Source organism: Pseudomonas sp. EggHat1 (assembly GCF_014892995.1).
GTDB classification, from domain to species: domain Bacteria; phylum Pseudomonadota; class Gammaproteobacteria; order Pseudomonadales; family Pseudomonadaceae; genus Aquipseudomonas; species Aquipseudomonas chaetocerotis.
This window is the reverse complement of the sequence record NZ_JACKQK010000006.1, coordinates 238,653-256,203: the sequence shown is the minus strand read 5'-3', so window position 1 is coordinate 256,203 and position 17,551 is coordinate 238,653. Positions and strand designations below refer to the sequence as shown.

Sequence of the window (17,551 nt, the reverse complement as noted above, 5' to 3'; positions counted from 1 at the left end):
TCGGTCGCATTCTGCAATGCTCGTGACGCAATCTGCGCTTGCCCTGCGCATCGGGTTATGGCTAGCTGGCTAATAATTAGTTTTTGACCTTTGTATGAGTCCGCTTGCCCATGTCTTACCCCGATCAACATCGCTTTGCCATGCAGGTTGCCCAGCTATCCCGTGCCTGGCGTTCCGAACTCGATAGACGCCTGGTAGGGCTGGGCCTGTCCCAGGCTCGCTGGCTGGTGCTGCTGCACCTGGCGCGCTTCAGCGAAATGCCGACCCAGCGTGAATTGGCGCAAAGCATCGGCGTGGAAGGGCCGACGCTGGCGCGCCTGCTCGACAGTCTCGAAAGCCAGGGGCTGGTCATTCGCGTGGCGGTACCCGAAGACCGCCGTGCCAAGAAGATTGCGTTGCAGCCGGACGCGCAGCCTTTGATCGAGAAGATCGAAGCGATTTCCACCCAACTGCGCCATGAAGTCTTCGCCGGCATCGACGAGGAGGACCTGCGTCGCTGTCAGCAGGTGCATGCTCGAGTGCTCGGCAACCTGATGAAGTGAAACGCCTGCACTGTCAAAAATCCGATCAATTTTTGATCGGGTTTTTTCTGTGCCTAATTTTTGACTGATTTACCTTGATGGCACCGTGCTTTCGTCGGCAAACTGGCGTCCAAGCCGCTACTTTGTGAATTAGTAGCCATAATGCAATTCGAGACGGCCTCGACAAGGACCTTGTCACCCGTTTCGAAACTATCAAGGGCGCCAGCCTCCCGGCCAAGGGATGCTCAGACAGGAAGTCGAGGAGGTGGCGTTCGAGCCGGATAACCCTGGAGGTCACATGGCTCGGGTGCGTCAGTTGATGTTGGGTTTGGCGTCGGGATCCGCTCTCTATTCGGGAATGGCGCCGGCGCTGGGTTTGGGTGAAATAACGCTGCATTCGGCGCTGAATCAGCCTTTCGAGGCTGAAATCGAGCTGCTGGAAGTGGGCGATCTGGGCGCGCAGGATCTGCGTGTCGCTCTGGCACCGGCCGAAGTGTTCAGCCGTTCGGGTGTCGAGCGCTTCTACTTTCTCAATGATCTGCGTTTCACGCCGCTTCTGCAGGGGTCACGTAGCGTGATCCGCGTGGTGTCGAACCGTCCGGTTCGTGAGCCATACCTGAACTTCATCGTCGAAGTGGCGCGTCCCAATGGCCAGTTGCTGCGTGAATACACCGTGTTGCTGGACCCTCCCAGCTCTTCGGCTTACTCCGCTGTGGCTGCGCCAAGCGCAGCAGCCCTTGCGCAACCTACCACTCGCGCCGTAGCACCGCTCTCGCCGGTCAGCACGGTCACACCACCGAGTGCATCTGCAGGGCACCGTCATCAGGTCAGCCGTGGCGACAGCCTCTGGTCCATCGCTGCGCGTCTGCGTGAGCAGGGCAGTACGCTATCTCAGCAGGCGCTGATGGAGGGCATTCTTGCTCTCAACCCGAATGCCTTTGCTGGCGGCGATCCAAGTCGTCTACAGGCTGGCGCCGACCTGCTGCTGCCTGATGCGGCGCGTGCGGGGGCTGCCCAGCCGACTGCTGCTCCGGCTGCTGCCGAGGCCGCACCTGCGCTCGCTGAAAACACTGCCGAAGGACCCGTTAGCGCGCCTCTGGCTGCCCTGGAGCCAGCACCGCAGCAAAGCGAAAGCCTGGAGCTGCTGGCCGAGAAGCAGCGTCAGGTCGATCTGGAGCTGGCCAATCAGGCGGCGGAAAATCTGCAGCTGCAACAAGGCTTGGCGCAACTGCAATTGCAACTGCAGCAGTTGCAGGAGCAATTGGCGCAGAAGGACGCTCAGTTGGCTGAGCTGGCTGCGCGTACGCCGGCCGAGCCGGTCGCCCAGCCCATTGCCGCCGCGCCGGTCAGTGTCGAGGAGCCCGCAGCAGCGGAGCACGGTTGGTGGTCGACATTGTTGGCCGGTGGTATTGGGCTTCTGTTGTTGCTCGGTGCGCTTTTCTGGGCCGTGCGGCGGCGTGGCGAGAAAACCAGGCCGGTGGTGCAGGTTCAACCCAAGGCGCAGCCGCCTCAGCAACCGCCTCGTCCCCAACTCGCGGCGGTTGCCGCTGCCGTTGGCGCAGCTCCGGTGGCCAGGGCAGTACCGGCGCCGGCTCCGGTGCGTGCTCAAGGGCCGGTCGACCCGCTCGAGGCAGCCAATGTCTACATCGCCTACGGCCGTGTCAGCGAGGCGCGTGGTGAGCTGAGCAAGGCGCTGGCTCAGGACCCGCAGCGCAGCGATCTGCGCTTCCGTCTGCTGGAAGTTCTGGCGCTGCTGGGCGATGGAGCGGGCTTCGCGCGCGAGGAAGCGGTGCTGCGTGCCGAAGCGTTCGACGCCGCGCGCATCGATGCGCTGAAGGCACGTCATCCTGATCTGCTGATGACTCAGCAGGCACCTCTCGAGCCTGTCGCTGCGCTGCAGCCTGCGGCAGTGCCAGCGACTGAACCTGATTTTCAGCTCAATCTCGATGATCTGTCGCTGGATGCCGACTGGGATCTGGTCAGCCCGTTTCCGGCTGCCGCCAAGGCCAGACCCAAGGCTGTTGCGGAGCCGGAGTTCGATGCGTCGTTCGCCAGCAACCTGCAGGAGCTGCCCGAGGTGTTCGAGCTGCATCATGAAGACGAACAGTTGAGTGCCTTCGGTGAGATGGAAATGGTGCTGAGCGATGACACGCCGGGGCTGGATGACAACTTCCTCGACGCTTTCGCCGGCGATGCCGATGCCACTGCCGCGCTGCAGGGCGACATCGACCACCTGGCGGGAAACCCGGAGCATATGGCCCAGCTCAACCAGGCGCTGGCTTACATCAAACAGGGCGATATCGCCACCGCCTGCGACATCCTCAACGAGGTGATCGATCACGGTGACGACGAGCAGAAAAAGGCCGCTCGCCAGTTGCTGGCAGAAATCGCCTGATCGACCCCGCTGTCATGTGAAGAGGCCGCGCACATGCGCGGCCTCTTCGTTTCAGAAGCTCTTGCCCAGGTTCAGGTACAGCGCTTTTTCCCGCTCGTCGTTGAAGCCGTAACTGAAGTTCAGCGGCCCCAGCGGCGTATCCAGACCGAGGAAGATGCTGGCGGCGTTGATGTAGCCGCTGTCGAAGGCGTTGTCGTTGTTCCAGGCGCGGCCGCGCTCCAGCGACATGCCCAGGTACAGCGGGAAGTTCAGCGGCAACATCGAGGTTGGTGTCATGCGTCGGTAGTAGATCATCCGCGCCAGCGCCATGTTCTGGCCGCTCAGCGAGTCCTGGCGAAAGCCCGACAGCTCCTGGGCGCCACCGAGAATGAAGCCCGAGGTGACCACTTCCGCCTCATCCAGGGTGCGTCCGTAGCGACCACCGAACAGCCAGGTGTTGGGGCCATGGCTGTAGGCCTTGTCCAGCTTCAGCTGCCATTGTCGATATTCCTCGTCCGAACCCAGCCCACGGTCGTACTTGCGCAGCATCAGGCCGATGTCCTCGCCGCTGCGCGGGAAGTCGAGGTTGTCCAGGGTGTCGAAGGAGTACAGCAGTTCGTAGTAACCCTCGCTGAAACTGAAGCTGGGCAGGTCGCGCTCGCCGACGCGGACATCCGCTTCGCCCCAGGCCTGAGCAATGCCGAAACGAATCTCGCCGTTGTTGGCAATCTGCCGGCCGAGGTTGAGGCCATAGCCGTAACGCTCCAGGCGGTATTCGGCGATGGGGTCGTTGTCCAGGATCGCTTCGACGTTCTGCGCCTCACCGAACAGGTAGGGCGCGACGAAGTAGCGCGAACCGGCGTCCAGCGGCTGATAGAACTCGCTGTAGAGCTCCTGGCGGTCACCCAACTGCAGGCGTGTCAGCCATTCGGCGCCGAGCTCGTTGATGCCGTTGACGCGGTAGCTGGCGCCGATGTTGAAAGCGCTGTCGCCACGCATGTCGTCGGACAGATTCAGCCCCAGGCGCAGGTAGTCGGTTCCGGTGCGCTTGCCACGCGCATCGATCACCAGCGCGCTACCTTGTTCGTCCAGCGGCTCCACGCGGTATTGCACGCGCTCGAAGTAGTCCAGGCCGTACAGCGTGCCCATGTCTTTCTGCAGGCGATTCATGTCCAGCGGCTCGCCGAGGGGTTGGCGAATGTGCCGACGAATCACCGCGTCGCCGACTTTCGAGTCGTTTTCCACCTTAATCTCGCGAATCACCGGTGTGCGCTGTTCGCGCGAGCGCGCCATGGCCAGCGCAGGGCTGCCGGCGCTGCTGGTACGCAAGCGGGCCAGGCGCTCTGCCTGGATCTGCGTGGCACGGTAACCGGCGTCCATCATCTGTTCGCCACGATTGAAGTCGGCGACGCCAAAACCGGCCAGAGCAGGCTGGATCAATACGTCGTCTGCCCCCAGCGTTTCGAGTTGGGCCTCGGAGTTCTTGCGCATCATCAGGTTGATCGACTGGTTCATCACGTCGACCACGGTGAGCAGGTCCTTGGCCGGTTTCAGTGGCATACCCAGGTCGACGACGATGACGTGATCGACGCCCATCTGCCGCGCGACGTCGATTGGCACATTGTTGACCATGCCGCCGTCGACCAGCAGGCGGCCGTCCACTTCCACAGGGGCGAACACCGCCGGGATCGACATGCTGGCGCGCATCACCTGCGGCAGGTGGCCGCTGCTCATGATCACCTGTTCACCCGTGACCACATCGGTGGCCACGGCGCGATAGGGGATCGGCAGATGATCGAAATCGCGTGTGGCGCTGCGATGCACCAGCAGGCTTTCCAGCAGCAGCGCCAGGTTCTGGCCCTGAATCACGCCCAGCGGCAGGCCAAGGCTGCCATCGTCACGGAAACTGAGTTTCTGCTTGATCAGAAAATCGCGGTCGTCCTGCTTGCGGCGAAAGGGGATGTCCTCGCGTGGCGGTGAGTCGGACAGCGCCTGTTGCCAGTCCAGTTCCAGCGCCAGGCGCTCAAGCTCAGCCACCGAATAGCCGGCGGCATAGAGCCCGCCGACGATGGCGCCCATGCTGGTACCGGCGATGGCGTCGATGCGAATGCCTTGTTCTTCCAGCGCCTTGAGCACACCAATGTGTGCCAGGCCGCGAGCGGCGCCGCCCGACAGCACCAGGCCGACACGTTCGGCGGCGATGACAGGCAGGCTGGACAGAGCGAACAGGCAAAGCAGCGAAAGGAGCAGGCGGCGCATGATGGATTCCGGCAGGAGCAGAGACAAAGACCGTTATTATAGGCATCAAGCCCCACAGTAGAGCCGCTGCCATGCCCGATCAGAAGCCCGAAATCGTCATCACCTATTGCACCCAGTGTCAGTGGTTGCTGCGCGCCGCGTGGCTGGCTCAGGAGCTGCTGAGTACCTTTGCCGACGAGTTGGGCCGGGTCAGCCTGGAGCCGGGCACGGGCGGCGTGTTCCGCATCCTCTGCGATGGCCAGCAGATCTGGGAACGCAAGGCTGATGGAGGCTTCCCCGAGGCCAAGTTGCTCAAGCAACGGGTGCGCGATCTCATCGATCCAACCCGCGACCTGGGCCACAACGACCGGTAGGGTGCGCCGTGCGCACCGCTCGTTTCAACGCGCCATGCGCGCCGATACGAAGATGGCGCTGACGATCAGCACACCTCCGGCCAGCATGCGTAGCGTCGGCTGTTCACTGAACAGCCACCAGGCGAACAGAATCCCGTAAACCGGTTCCAGGGCGAAGATCACTGCCGTGGTGCGCGCCTTGAGCACGCGCAGGCTGGCGACGAACAGGCTGTGTGCCAGGCCCGTGCAGAAGATGCCGAGCATGGCCAGCCACAGCCAGTCTACCGCGCGCACGCTGGGCAGCAGCGGCCAGGCCAGCGGCAGAAAGCACAGCAGTACGGTGATGTTCTGGTACAGCGCGGCCTTTACCGGATCGAGGCCGCGGGTGCTGGCGCGATTGAGCAGCGACAGCAGAGCGAACAGGAACCCCGACAGCACCGCCCACAGCAGTCCGACTGTGGCATCACTGTCCAGACTGAACTGTGGCGTAACCAGGATCAGCCCCACGCACACCACGCCGACCATGGCGAACTCGCTGGGACGGGTGCGTTCGCGAAACAGCATCCCCTCCAGCAGTACGGTGAAGGCCGGGAAGCTGGCGAAACCCAGGGTGGCGATGGCCACGCCGGAGACCTTCACCGCTTCGAAGAAGGTGACCCAGTGCGTGCCCAGCAGCAGGCCACCGAGTGCCAGCAAAGCCATCTGTCGCAGGCTCGGGCGAATCGCGTTGCGACTGCGCCAGAGCACCGCAGCCAGGCTCAAGGCCAGCACGGCGAAGAATGCGCGGCCGCCTGCAATCATGTTCGGGGTGGTCGCCGCGAGTTTGCCGAAAATGCCCGACAGGCCGAACAGCAGTGCACCCAGGTGAATCGCCAACAGGGCGTTACGTTCCGTCATGCCAGGCGCGCACCGTTGGGCAATGGCTGGTCGAAACCGGCGAGGACAACGCGGTTTTCGCGGTCATACACCCCGGTGACCAGTACGTCCGAGCGCACGCCGGCGATGCGTTTGGGGGCGAAGTTGCACACGCACAGCACCTGGCGACCTGGCAGCTCGCCACAGCTGTAGTGCGCGGTGATCTGGGCGCTGGAGGTCTTGATGCCCAGCTCGCCGAGATCCACCTCCAGCACGTAGGCCGGCTTCAGCGCTTTTTCATTGGGGCGGGCGCTGCGAATGGTGCCGACGCGCAGCTCCACTTTCTCGAAATCCTGCCATTCGATGGTTTGCATGGGGTACTCCTCGATGATGCGGCGCAGTCTAGGCGGCGCAGACGGCAGCTGTCTGTCGCGGGAGTGATGAGTTTTGTCGCCAGACTCTCGTTAGCATCTCGGGTGCGTGCGGCGAACCCGCTGTAGCCCGGATGAAATCCGGGGCGATTTCACGGGCGGGGCGCGAATAAGGTTGTTAGCGCGTGCGGCGCAACTGTCGCGGGGTCATGCCAAGATGGCGGGAGAGGGCGGCGGTGAAGGCGCTTTGTGAGTTGTAGCCGACTCGGGCCGCGATTTCGCCAACGGCCAGGTCGCTGCCACGCAGCAGTTGCTCGGCCAGGTGCAGGCGCCGTTGGCGAATGTGTTCCATGGGCGTGCGCCCGGTCTCGGTGAGGAAGCGGGCGTGGAAGCGCGCCACCGACAGACCGGCCAGGCGCGCCAGATCAGCCACCTGCAGCGGATGCGCCGCGTGCTGCTCGATGTAGCGATCCACGGCAGCCATCGGCAAGCCGGGCGCTTCGGCATGCCGGCGGCTGCAGGCCAGACTGCCGAGTAGCAAGGCCGCACCCTGGCCGGCGATGATCGGGTCATTGATCGGGCTGCTGGCCAGCCAGTTGAGGAGCTGGCCCTGCGAGGCATCGAGTTGCAGGGCGTTGGGCTTGTCCAGCAGACGCTGGATATCGTTCGCATGGTGGCCGAGCTGGCGTTCCAGCCAGTCGTTGGCCGGCAGGTCCAGCACCAGGCACTGGCTGCCACGTGGGCTGCCGCAGGTATGGCGGGCTTCGGCCGGTACTACGGCCAGATGGTGGCGCAGTACCTGGCTGCCCTGACCATCCACTTCGAATTGCAGCTCGCCCGCCAGGCCGAACACCAGTTGCGCATGGTCGTGGCTATGGCTGAGCACTTCGTGACTGTAATGACGCAGGGACAGGGTCGGGAGCATGGCGGTTTCCTCGGTAACCGCCGGAGTGTAACGCCTGGGCCGAGGTGATGCTGCGTCATCGAACGGTCTTTTTCCTGTCACAAGCATTTCACCGCGACCCTTCAAGCTCGACTAAACCCAGCCGGAGGTCGCCCATGACCAGCGCCCAGCTCGCCAAGCCCAGCCGCAAGCAACGTGTCCGTACCCTGTGGATCTCCGACGTGCACCTCGGCACACGCGATTGTCAGGCCGAACACCTGGCAGCCTTTCTCAAGCGCTATCACGCTGACCGCATCTATCTGGTGGGCGACATCATCGATGGCTGGAAACTGCGCGGTGGCATTTACTGGCCGCAAGCGCACACCAACGTGATCCGTCGCCTGCTGACCATGAGCAAACGCGGTACCGAGGTAATCTACGTCACCGGCAACCATGACGAATTCCTGCGCCGTTACTCCAGCCTGCTGTTGGGCAATATCCAGTTGGTGGACGAGGCCGTGCACGTCACGGCCGATGGCCGTCAATTGCTGGTGATCCATGGCGATCAGTTCGATGTGATCACCCGTTATCACCGCTGGTTGGCCTTTCTCGGTGACTCTGCCTACGAGTTCACCCTGACCCTCAATCGCTGGCTCAATCATTGGCGCAGTCGTTGGGGGTACGGGTACTGGTCGTTGTCGGCCTACCTCAAGCACAAGGTCAAGACGGCGGTGAACTTCATCAGCGATTTCGAGGAAGCCATCGCTCACGAGTGCGTCAAACGCGGCTTGCAGGGCGTGGTCTGCGGCCATATCCACCATGCCGAGATTCGCCAGGTGAGCGGTGTGGAATACATGAACTGCGGCGACTGGGTGGAATCCTGCACGGCGCTGATCGAGCACTGGGACGGGCAGATCGAACTCTATCGCCTGGCCGAAGCGCAACTGGCCAGCGAGGAGCCGGCCGTCGCCCTCGAGACCGGCGCATGAGGATACTCATCGTCTCCGACGCCTGGGCGCCTCAGGTCAATGGCGTGGTCACCAGCCTGACCGCGTTGGTCAGCGAACTGCGTGGGTTGGGCCATCAGGTGAAACTGCTGTCGCCCGCCGATTTTCGCGCCGTGCCCTGTCCCACTTACCCTGAGATTCCGCTGGTGTGGGACCTTTGGCGTGTCGGTGCTGCGATTCGCGACTTTCGTCCGGACTGCGTGCACCTCGCGACCGAGGGGCCGCTGGGTTGGGCAGCGCGGCGTTGGCTGGTCAAGCGTGGGCTGGCGTTTTCCACGGCTATCCATACGCGCTTTCCGGAGTACGTCAGCACCCGCTGGCCTTGGATTGCGCCGCGTTGGGGCTATGCCTTCCTGCGCGCTTTCCATCGCCCCAGTCAGGCCGTGCTGGTGACCACCGAGCGGTTGCGCGAGGAGTTCGCCAACTGGGCTCTGCAGCGGCTGCAACTGTGGCGTAAAGGGGTGGATACCCGATTGTTCCGGCCGGACGAGACGCGCACTCGTCCGGTGCGGCCAGTGTTTCTCTATGTCGGACGCATCGCTCCGGAAAAGAACCTGCAGGCCTTTCTCGATCTGGATTTACCGGGAGAGAAGCGCGTGGTCGGCGACGGCCCGCAGCGTGAGGCGCTGCAACAGCAGTATCCGCTGGTGCGCTTTCTCGGTTATCGCCATGGCCAGGCGTTGGCCGAGGCCTATCAGGATGCCTCGGTGCTGGTCTTCCCCTCGCGTACCGATACCTATGGGCTGGTGATGCTGGAAGCGCTGGCTTGCGGTACGCCGGTGGCTGCGTTTCCCGTGGCCGGGCCGCTGGATGTGCTGTTGCAAGGGCAGAGCGGGGTGATGGACGAGGATCTGCGCGCTGCCTGTCTGGCTGCGCTGGAGCTGGATCGGGGGCGTTGTGCAGAGCTGGCGGCAGCGCAGTCCTGGCGCGCTTCGGCGCTGGAGTTTCTGGCATTGCAGGCGCTGATCGATGGTGAGCCAGTGTTGACCGAGGCACTGGAGGCGTAGGGCGTACTCGCGAAGCAGTACGCCGCCGTACGTGTGGAGCACCGGAAAACGGCGGACTGTTCGCTTCGCTACGAGCGGCCGGCGTTCCGGTTCGCTCTACACCTCGGTGCCCTTACAGAATGACCTTGTCGCGCAGCTTTTCGGCGGCCTGGTTTAGCGCCTGGATCACGCGCTCCTTGTCGAAGTTCTGGATGCCGTTGGTGTCCAGGTACATGGAGAAGCCCGGCAGTTCGTGTTCGACGTAGCTGGAGGTGGCACCCAGGTCACGGCGGAAGTCCACCACCTGGTAGATCTGTACCGGACGGGTGAAGCCCTTGACGGCGATCTGGCCCTTGTCGCGGCACATGATCACGTCCTTGACCAGTGAATAAGTCTCGTGGGAAATCAGGATCTCGCCGGATTCGGCGGCGCTCTCCAGGCGGCTGGCCAGGTTCACGTCGCGGCCGATGATGGTGTAGTCCATGCGCGTGTCGGCGCCAAAGTTGCCCACCGTGCAGTAGCCGGTATTGAGGCCCATGCGGATTTCCAGCGGTTTGGTGATGCCCTGTGCGCGCCATTGCTGGCGTAGCACCTTCATGTGCTTGCGCATGGCGATGGCCATGGACACCGCAGCGACCGCATCCTTCTTGGCGCCGTTGCTGCTCGGGTCGCCGAAGAACACCATGACGCAGTCACCGATGAACTTGTCGATGGTGCCGCCGTATTTCAGGCTGATCTTCGACATTTCGTTGAGGTAGGTGTTGAGCAGGTCGGTCAAGGCTTCGGCTTCCAGTTCTTCCGACAGTTCGGTGAAGCCCTTGATGTCGGAGAAGAACACCGTGAGCTTCTTGCGCTGGGTTTCCAGGCGCACGCTCTTCTTGCCGGTAAAGATCGATTCCCAGACCTGTGGTGACAGGTACTTGGCCAGGTTGCGCGCCAGGCGTGCGGCCTTTTCCTGCTCACGCTTGATCTCGCTGCGTACCTGGGCCAGGCGCAGGCCCTGCTGGTTGACGAAATAGGCGGTGATGCAGATGTACAGGGTGGTGAAGAGGATGCTGACCAGCGCCACCAGGGTCGGCGTGTCGGTATTGGGATGAACCCCCACCAGCGCGGCGCACAGCGCCAGGCCACTGGCGGCCACCAGCAGCGCCATGCCGAGATAGCGCATGCCACCGACGACCAGTGCACTGAAACACAGAATCAGCAGGAACATCAGGCTGGGTACGGCGGAGAAACCCAGCAGCACGCAGGATGCGCCGGCGTGCAGGGCATCGAAGAACAGCAGGGCGAGGTCAGTCTGCTGCGGATAGTCGCGCTTGAAGCGGCGGCTGAGATTGTGCGCCAGATGAGGGTAGAGCAGGGCGTAGGGCACCATCCACAGAATGTCGTAGGCGAAGTGCCCGACATAGGTGCCGGCGGCGATGCTGGCGGCCGTGGCGATATAGGCCAGTACGCGCGAATAGTATTCACGCAACGGCGGCGTCGGTAGCCCGTTGGCACGGCTGGTGATTGCTGGCTTCATCTGCTGGAACTGTCCCTGCTGGATTTCTGGCGTCTCTGCTGGACGCCTGGCTGGTCTGCAAGACCTGAGCCAGAGGCTCGCTGGGCGGGGATCATAACCAAGGGGGTGGCGGCCAGCCAAGCATGGCCGCCGAACGGTGGCGCAACAGTGGCCGGCGGTCAGGCGCTGGTCTTTTCCATTGCAGCCAGATAGATGGAGTTCTTCGGCCGGGCGAACACGCGCTGCAACATGGGCTCGAAGAAGATCAGTGGCAGGCTTTCATAGTCCGGGTCGAAGGCGGCCGCATCGTACCTGGCGCAGAACTCGATGGTCGCTTGGTACTGGGGGTGATCCTTGAACTGCTCGCGCAGATGGCGATCCATGCCCAGGTGATGGAAGAAGTAATAGCCCTGGAAGATGCCGTGCTTCTCCACCATCCAGTGGTTCTCGGCACTGACGAAGGGTTTGAGGATGGCCGCGGCGATGTCCGGGTGGTTGTAGCTGCCGAGGGTATCGCCGATGTCATGCAGCAGCGCGCAGATCACGTACTCCTCGTCGCGGCCGTCGTGATAGGCGCGGGTGGCGGTCTGCAGCGAGTGGGTCAGGCGGTCCACCGGGAAACCACCGAAATCGCCGTCGAGCAGGCGCAGGTGGTCGAGGATGCGAGCAGGCAACTGAGCGGCGTAGGCGGCGAAGTCCTGGGCGATGATGGCCCAGTCCTCGGCCTGGCCGTCTTGCATATGGGTAAAGCGGGCGCGGCTATTCATGGGCGTTCTCGTTCTTGTTGTTCTGTAGAGAGGCGTACATCCGTTTCATCAGAAACGGATACGGCCGGTGAAGGCATCCTTGAGCATCACCCAATCGCCCATCAGGCTGTACAGCGGATAGTCGAAGGTGGCCGGTCGGTTCTTCTCGAAGACGAAATGGCCGACCCAGGCGAAGCCATAACCGGCCAGTGGCATGGCCAGCAGCCAGAGCCATTGCTGAGTGAGCAGGGCGTAGGCGAGGATCGCCAGCACCAGCAGACTACCGGCATAGTGCAGACGGCGGCACACAGGGTTGCTGTGTTCCTGCAGGTAATAGGGATAGAACTCGGCGAAGCTCTGGTAGCGTTCGGTGGTCTGGGCGGTCATGGCGCACCTCCTGTTATTGTCACTATCAGTGTAAATGCGCTGTCTCCGCGGGCCACTGACTTAAAGTGCCAGTCTAGTATCCTTGCGCCGCCAACCATGGCCTTGCTGATTGATCACAAGAACAAGACGATGAGCGAAAGAACTACCTCTTCCAATTGGGCCTTGGCCATCGTGCAGGCGCTGGAGCTGGGCGGCGTCGACTGCACCAGCCTGTTCGCCGAGCTGGGCATGGATTACGCCGCGTTGAATGACCCGGATGCGCGCTTCCCGCAGGACGGCATGACCCGTCTGTGGCAGCGCTCCGTGGCGCTGTCGGGCAACCCGGCGATCGGCCTGAACATGGCGCAGGTGGTGCGCCCTGCGTCCTTCCATGTCGTGGGCTACGCGCTGATGTCCAGCCGCAACCTGCGTGATGGCTTCACTCGTCTGGTGCGCTATCAGCGCATCATCGGTGAAGGTGCGGACCTGAATTTTATGCCGCAACCCGACGGCTATGCGCTGACGCTGGCCATTCATGGCGACCGCCTGCCGCCGGCCCGGCAGAGCGCGGAGGCCTCGCTGGCGTACTGTCTGGCGTTTTGCCGCTGGATGACCAGCAAGCCCATTCGCCCGCGCGAGATTCGTCTGCAAGGCCCGCCACCTGTCGATCTGACGCCCTACCAGCAGGTGTTCCAGGCGCCTCTGAAGTTCAATGCCGAGCACTATGGGTTGATCTTCGAGCGTGCTGATCTGGAAACACCATTGCCCAGTGCCAACGAGGCGCTGGCGCAGCTGCATGACCGTTTTGCCGGCGAATACCTGGCGCGTTTCTGCAGCAGCCGTGTCACCCATCAGGCACGTCAGGTACTGTGTCGCCTGTTACCCCAGGGCGAACCACGGCGTGAGGTGGTGGCGCAAACGCTGCACCTGTCGCAGCGTACTCTGCAGCGGCGTCTGCAGGAGGAGGGCACCAGCTACCAGCAACTGCTCGACGATACCCGCCGCGAGCTGGCCGAGCAGTATCTCGGTCAGGTCGACCTGACGTTGCTGGAAGTTGCCTATCTGCTGGGCTTTGCCGATCCGAGCAACTTCTTCAGGGCGTTTCGCCGCTGGTTCGGTGAAACGCCCGGTGAGTATCGCAGCCGTCGTGGTCTGGTCGGCTAGGGTTCACCTGCCGCTCAATGGCGCCAGAAGGCCGGGAACAACAGCACCAGCACGGTCAGGATTTCCAGGCGCCCGAGCAGCATGCCGAAACTCAGCAGCCACTTGGCCAGGTCGGGAATGGTGGCGTAGTTGCCGGCTGGGCCGACCATCTCGCCCATCCCCGGGCCAACGCCTGAAACCATCGCCGCAGCGCCGGTCAGGGCAGTGATCCAGTCCACTCCGCACATCGCCACCGCCAGCGCCAGGGTGGCGATGGTGATGGTGTAGAAGAAGGCGAAGGCCAGGATCGAACGAACGATGTCTTCATCCAGTCGGTGGCGGTTGTACTGTTGCTTGATCACTGCACGAGGGTGAATGAGCTGCCTGAGGTTGGCCTTGAGCAGGATGTAGGCGACCTGGAAACGGAAGATCTTCAGGCCGCCGGCGGTGGAGCCGGAGCAGCCGCCGACGAAACCCAGGTAGAAGAACATCATGCTGGCGAACGGGCCCCACAGGTGGTAATCGCCCACGGCAAAGCCGGTGGTGGTCATGATTGAGGTGATGTTCACCGCCACCAGGCGCAGCGCATCGAGCCAGTAAAGGTCGGTGGTGAGCCATTTCCAGCCAGCCAGCACGAACCAACTTCCCACCAGCAGCACCAGGAAGCCACGCACCTGCGCGTCGCGAAACAGTGCGCGGTAGTTGCCGCGCAGGGTGCTGACATAGAGCACGAAGGGCAGGCTGCCGAGCACCATCACGATGATAGCGACCCAGTGAATCGCCGGTTCCTGCCATTTACCCAGGGAAGAGTCGGATGTGGAGAAACCGCCGGTGGCGATCGCCGACATGGCGTGGTTGATCGCATCGAACAGACCCATGCCGGCCCACCAGAACGCCAGCACCGCGAGTGTGCTCAGGCCGACATAGGCCAGCACCATGTACTTGGCGACCATGTGCGAGCGCGGCATGACCTTCTCCGAGCGGTCCGACGACTCGGTCTGGAACAGGCGCATGCCCCCGATGCGCAGGATCGGCAGGATCGCCACGGCCATGCCGATGAAGCCAATGCCGCCCAGCCAGTGCAGCAGCGAACGCCAGATCAACGTACCCGGAGACATGTCGTCGAGGCCGCTGAATACCGTGGCGCCGGTAGCGGTGATGCCGGACATGCTCTCGAAGTACGCGTCGGTGATGCTCGCCCGTTCGGCGAAGATGAATGGCAAGGCGGCGAAGATCGACACCATCACCCAGCTCGAAACCGTCAGCATGTACATGTCGCGTGGGCGCAGTTGCGTTTGCTGGGGTCTGCCCTGAGCGATCATGGCGATGCCGGTGAGTGCGGTGATCAGGCTCGACCAGAGAAAGGCATTGATGCCTTGCGGCTGCTCGAAGATCAACAGGGTGATCACCGGTACCAGCATGCTCAGCGCCAGGGTGACGAGGAAGATGCCGTTGATGAAGGCGAGGATGCGCAGGCTGGCTAGGGGCATCGGTCAGTGTTTCCAGAAACTACGGGTGACCAGCACCAGTACGGTCAGAATTTCCAGGCGGCCGAGCAGCATGCCGGCACTGAGTAGCCATTTGGCCGAATCCGGCAGGCTGGCGAAGTTGCCGGCCGGACCGATGATCGGGCCAAGCCCTGGGCCCACGTTGCACACCGCAGTGGCGGCGCCTGTCAGCGCGGTGACCCAGTCCAGGCCGACCAGGGTCAGGGCCAGGGCCAGCACGCCGATGGTGATGGTGAAGAAGAAGGAGAAAGTGATCAGCGAGCGGACGATCTCTTCATCCAGGTTGTGGTTGTTGTACTGCTGCTTGATCACTGCACGTGGGTGTACCAGCTGCATCAGGTTGGCCTTGAGCAGTACGTAGGCAACCTGGAAACGGAAGATCTTCAGGCCGCCCGATGTCGAGCCGGAGCAGCCGCCGACGAAGGTCAGATAGAAGAACAGCAGCACGGCGAAACTGCCCCAGGTGGTGTAGTCGCCGAGGGCGAAGCCGGTGGTGGTGACCACCGAGGTGACGTTCACTGCGACGATGCGAAAGGCGTCGAGCCAGGCATGGTCCGAGTTGATCCACAACCAGGTGCCGAACACCAGCCAGGTCAGCAGCAGAAAACCGATGAAGCCGCGAACCTGATGGTCCTTGAACAGCGCCTGGCGATTGCCGCGAACGAAGGCGACATAGAGCATGAATGGCATGCCGCCGAGCAACATCAGCACCACTGCCGTCCAATGCACGGCCGGTTGCTGCCAGTTGGCCAGAGATGAGTCCGAGGTGGAGTAACCGCCAGTGGAAATCGAGGTCATCGCGTGGTTGATGGCGTCGAAAGGCGACATGCCAGCGACCCAGTAGGCCAGGAAGCCGAACCCGGTGAGTGCCAGGTAGACCAGCAGCAGGTACTTGGCGGCCATGTGCGAGCGCGGCATGACCTTTTCGCCCCAATCCGAGGATTCGGTCTGGAACAGGCGCATGCCGCCGACGCGCAGCAGCGGCAGAATCGCCACGGCCATGCCGATGAAGCCGATACCGCCGAGCCATTGCAGCATCGAACGCCAGATCAGAATACCGGGCGACATGTCATCCAGCCCGGTCAGTACGGTGGAGCCCGTAGTGGTAATGCCGGACATGGTTTCGAACACAGCGTCGGTGTAGCTGATATGGGCGATCAGCATCATGGGCAGCGCGGCGAAGCTGCAGACCAAGGTCCAGCTCCCGGTAGTCAGCAGGTACATGTCACGCGGGCGTAACTGAGCGTTCTGCGGCCGGCCGGGAATCACCAGTGCGAGCCCGGCGATCAGGGTGATCAGGCTTGACCAGAGAAAGGCATTGAGATCTTCAGGTTGCTCGAAGATCAGCAGGGTCAGCATGGGGATGGCCATGCTGATCGCCAGGGTAATCAGGAATATGCCGATGATGAAACCGATGATGCGCAGCGTCGGCAAGGCCATGTAGAGGGCTCTGGCGGGTTGGAAAATGCGCCATTCTACCTGCGGACGAGCGGCTGTAAACCGCAACGGTGGGGGGCTTTACAAGCGCATGGCCGTGCATAGAATAGCCGCCAGCTGCCGACGTCCGTCGGTTTCCGAGTTCTCCTCAAATGTCCGAAGCTAATCCCTGCCTTACGTGCGGCGCCTGCTGCGCGTTTTTTCGTGTGTCCTTCTTCTGGGGCGAGTGCCAATCCGCGGGCGGTAGCGTTCCGGACGAGCAGGTCATCCAGATCAGCCCCCACTACGTCGCCATGCGTGGCACGGAGAGCAAACCGGCACGTTGCACGCAACTGTTGGGCGATGTCGGTTGTGGTGTGCGTTGCACCATGTACGAACAGCGCTCGAGTAGCTGCCGCGAGTTCGAAGCGTCATGGGCGAACGGTGAGCACAACCCGCGTTGCGACGATGCGCGCAAGGCTTACGGTCTGCCGCCGCTCACTCCGCCAGTGCAACCGGTGATATCGCCTGACCGGGTAGCCTGATGGTGGCTGCAGGTTAGCGGGTAGCCCGGATGCAATCCGGGGTCAGCGATCCCCGGATTGTATCCGGGCTACGGCTCGACAGGCTTCTGACATCCGCTCCGTGCATTGGTCAGCTTGCAGCTTGCAGCTTGCAGCATTGAGAATGCGCCATCTTTGTTTTTGGAGGTGGCCGATGGATGCCCTCGACGCTCTACTCAACCGTGTTTCCGTGCCTCGCCTGGTCGAACCAGCTCCGGATGCGACGCAGCGCGAGATGCTGTTTCGCGCGGCCCTGCGTGCGCCTGACCATGGTCAGCTACGGCCGTGGCGTTTTCTGACGGTAGAGGGGCAAGCGCGTGAGCGCATGGGCGAGCTGTTCGCCGAGGCCTTGCAGGTCGCCGATGCGCAGGCTGCGCCGGAGGCGCTGAACAAGGCACGTGGCATGCCGCTGCGCGCGCCGTTGCTGGTGGTGGTGATCGCCCGGGTTCAGGCTCACCCCAAGGTGCCCGCCTCCGAGCAGGTGATCGCAGCCGGCTGTGCCGCGCACGGCATGCTGCTGGCCGCCCATGCTCAGGGTATCGGTGCCGTCTGGCGTACCGGCGACATGGCCTACAACGCCCATGTCGCCAAAGGTCTGGGCCTGGCGGCGGACGAGCAGATCATCGCCTATCTCTACCTGGGTAAACCGGAGCGTGAGCTGCGGCGAGCGCCAGAAGTCACCGTCGAAGACTTCGTCAGCGCCTGGGAGGGCTGATCGCG

Annotated in this window: 17 protein-coding genes; 8 read left to right on the top strand and 9 right to left on the bottom strand. The window is 62.9% G+C overall.

Annotated features, from left to right (window positions below):
- The first annotated feature begins 110 nt into the window (after positions 1–110).
- Positions 111–542, top strand: a complete 432-nt coding sequence (locus INS93_RS12615; RefSeq protein ID WP_090336714.1) for a MarR family transcriptional regulator — start codon at positions 111–113, stop codon at positions 540–542.
- A gap of 337 nt (positions 543–879) precedes the next feature.
- Positions 880–2,916 carry a FimV/HubP family polar landmark protein gene (locus tag INS93_RS12610; RefSeq protein WP_192982429.1) on the top strand — a complete coding sequence of 679 codons (2,037 nt, stop codon included), beginning with the start codon at positions 880–882 and terminating at the stop codon, positions 2,914–2,916.
- Positions 2,917–2,967: 51 nt separating this feature from the next.
- Here the strand turns inward: INS93_RS12610 and INS93_RS12605 are convergent, their stop codons facing one another.
- A complete protein-coding gene (locus tag INS93_RS12605; protein ID WP_192982393.1) occupies positions 2,968–5,154 on the bottom strand; it encodes a patatin-like phospholipase family protein in 2,187 nt (728 codons plus the stop codon).
- Positions 5,155–5,225: 71 nt separating this feature from the next.
- On the opposite strand from INS93_RS12605, the gene INS93_RS12600 reads away from it, so the two are divergent.
- Entirely contained in the window at positions 5,226–5,507 is a 282-nt protein-coding gene (locus INS93_RS12600) for a SelT/SelW/SelH family protein (protein ID WP_192982391.1), read from the top strand.
- 24 nt (positions 5,508–5,531) lie between these two features.
- Here INS93_RS12600 and INS93_RS12595 read toward each other — a convergent pair whose 3' ends face one another.
- The 3 genes from INS93_RS12595 to INS93_RS12585 form a co-directional block, all read right to left on the bottom strand.
- A complete protein-coding gene (locus INS93_RS12595; RefSeq protein WP_192982388.1) occupies positions 5,532–6,383 on the bottom strand; it encodes a DMT family transporter in 852 nt (283 codons plus the stop codon).
- Positions 6,380–6,715 carry a tRNA-binding protein gene (locus INS93_RS12590; protein WP_160016757.1) on the bottom strand — a complete coding sequence of 112 codons (336 nt, stop codon included), beginning with the start codon at positions 6,713–6,715 and terminating at the stop codon, positions 6,380–6,382. The genes INS93_RS12595 and INS93_RS12590 overlap by 4 nt, the downstream gene beginning before the upstream one ends.
- A gap of 175 nt (positions 6,716–6,890) precedes the next feature.
- Positions 6,891–7,637, bottom strand: coding sequence for an AraC family transcriptional regulator (locus tag INS93_RS12585; RefSeq protein ID WP_192982385.1), 747 nt, complete (start codon positions 7,635–7,637; stop codon positions 6,891–6,893).
- A gap of 134 nt (positions 7,638–7,771) precedes the next feature.
- Here INS93_RS12585 and INS93_RS12580 point away from each other — a divergent pair, with 134 nt between their 5' ends.
- Together INS93_RS12580 and INS93_RS12575 are read left to right on the top strand one after the other, a co-directional pair.
- On the top strand, positions 7,772–8,584 hold the full coding sequence (locus INS93_RS12580; protein ID WP_074675017.1) for a UDP-2,3-diacylglucosamine diphosphatase: 813 nt from the start codon (positions 7,772–7,774) through the stop codon (positions 8,582–8,584).
- Positions 8,581–9,609 (top strand): glycosyltransferase family 4 protein, encoded by a 1,029-nt coding sequence (locus tag INS93_RS12575; protein ID WP_192982383.1) that lies wholly within the window; start codon positions 8,581–8,583, stop codon positions 9,607–9,609. Before INS93_RS12580 ends, INS93_RS12575 begins: the two co-directional genes overlap by 4 nt.
- Positions 9,610–9,721: 112 nt before the next feature.
- On the opposite strand, the gene INS93_RS12570 is transcribed toward INS93_RS12575, so the two are convergent.
- The 3 genes from INS93_RS12570 to INS93_RS12560 form a co-directional block, all read right to left on the bottom strand.
- Complete coding sequence (locus tag INS93_RS12570; RefSeq protein WP_192982380.1) at positions 9,722–11,110, bottom strand: adenylate/guanylate cyclase domain-containing protein; 1,389 nt, start codon at positions 11,108–11,110, stop codon at positions 9,722–9,724.
- Between the two features lie 158 nt (positions 11,111–11,268).
- Positions 11,269–11,856 carry an HD domain-containing protein gene (locus INS93_RS12565; protein ID WP_192982378.1) on the bottom strand — a complete coding sequence of 196 codons (588 nt, stop codon included), beginning with the start codon at positions 11,854–11,856 and terminating at the stop codon, positions 11,269–11,271.
- Positions 11,857–11,904: 48 nt separating this feature from the next.
- Entirely contained in the window at positions 11,905–12,222 is a 318-nt protein-coding gene (locus INS93_RS12560) for an Mpo1-like protein (RefSeq protein ID WP_160016751.1), read from the bottom strand.
- A 129-nt stretch (positions 12,223–12,351) separates the two neighbouring features.
- Here INS93_RS12560 and INS93_RS12555 point away from each other — a divergent pair, with 129 nt between their 5' ends.
- Positions 12,352–13,365 carry an AraC family transcriptional regulator gene (locus INS93_RS12555; protein ID WP_192982375.1) on the top strand — a complete coding sequence of 338 codons (1,014 nt, stop codon included), beginning with the start codon at positions 12,352–12,354 and terminating at the stop codon, positions 13,363–13,365.
- Positions 13,366–13,379: 14 nt separating this feature from the next.
- Here INS93_RS12555 and INS93_RS12550 read toward each other — a convergent pair whose 3' ends face one another.
- Together INS93_RS12550 and INS93_RS12545 are read right to left on the bottom strand one after the other, a co-directional pair.
- Positions 13,380–14,834: a TrkH family potassium uptake protein gene (locus tag INS93_RS12550; protein ID WP_192982373.1), complete on the bottom strand. Its 1,455-nt coding sequence runs from the start codon at positions 14,832–14,834 to the stop codon at positions 13,380–13,382.
- A 3-nt stretch (positions 14,835–14,837) separates the two neighbouring features.
- The gene (locus INS93_RS12545; protein WP_192982371.1) at positions 14,838–16,292 is read right to left on the bottom strand and encodes a TrkH family potassium uptake protein; all 1,455 of its coding nucleotides are present in this window, start codon (positions 16,290–16,292) and stop codon (positions 14,838–14,840) included.
- A 149-nt stretch (positions 16,293–16,441) separates the two neighbouring features.
- Between INS93_RS12545 and INS93_RS12540 the strand changes: the two genes are divergently transcribed.
- On the top strand, positions 16,442–16,813 hold the full coding sequence (locus INS93_RS12540) for a YkgJ family cysteine cluster protein (RefSeq protein WP_037002400.1): 372 nt from the start codon (positions 16,442–16,444) through the stop codon (positions 16,811–16,813).
- A 172-nt stretch (positions 16,814–16,985) separates the two neighbouring features.
- A complete protein-coding gene (locus tag INS93_RS12535) occupies positions 16,986–17,546 on the top strand; it encodes a nitroreductase family protein (protein WP_192982369.1) in 561 nt (186 codons plus the stop codon).
- Positions 17,547–17,551: the final 5 nt, after the last annotated feature.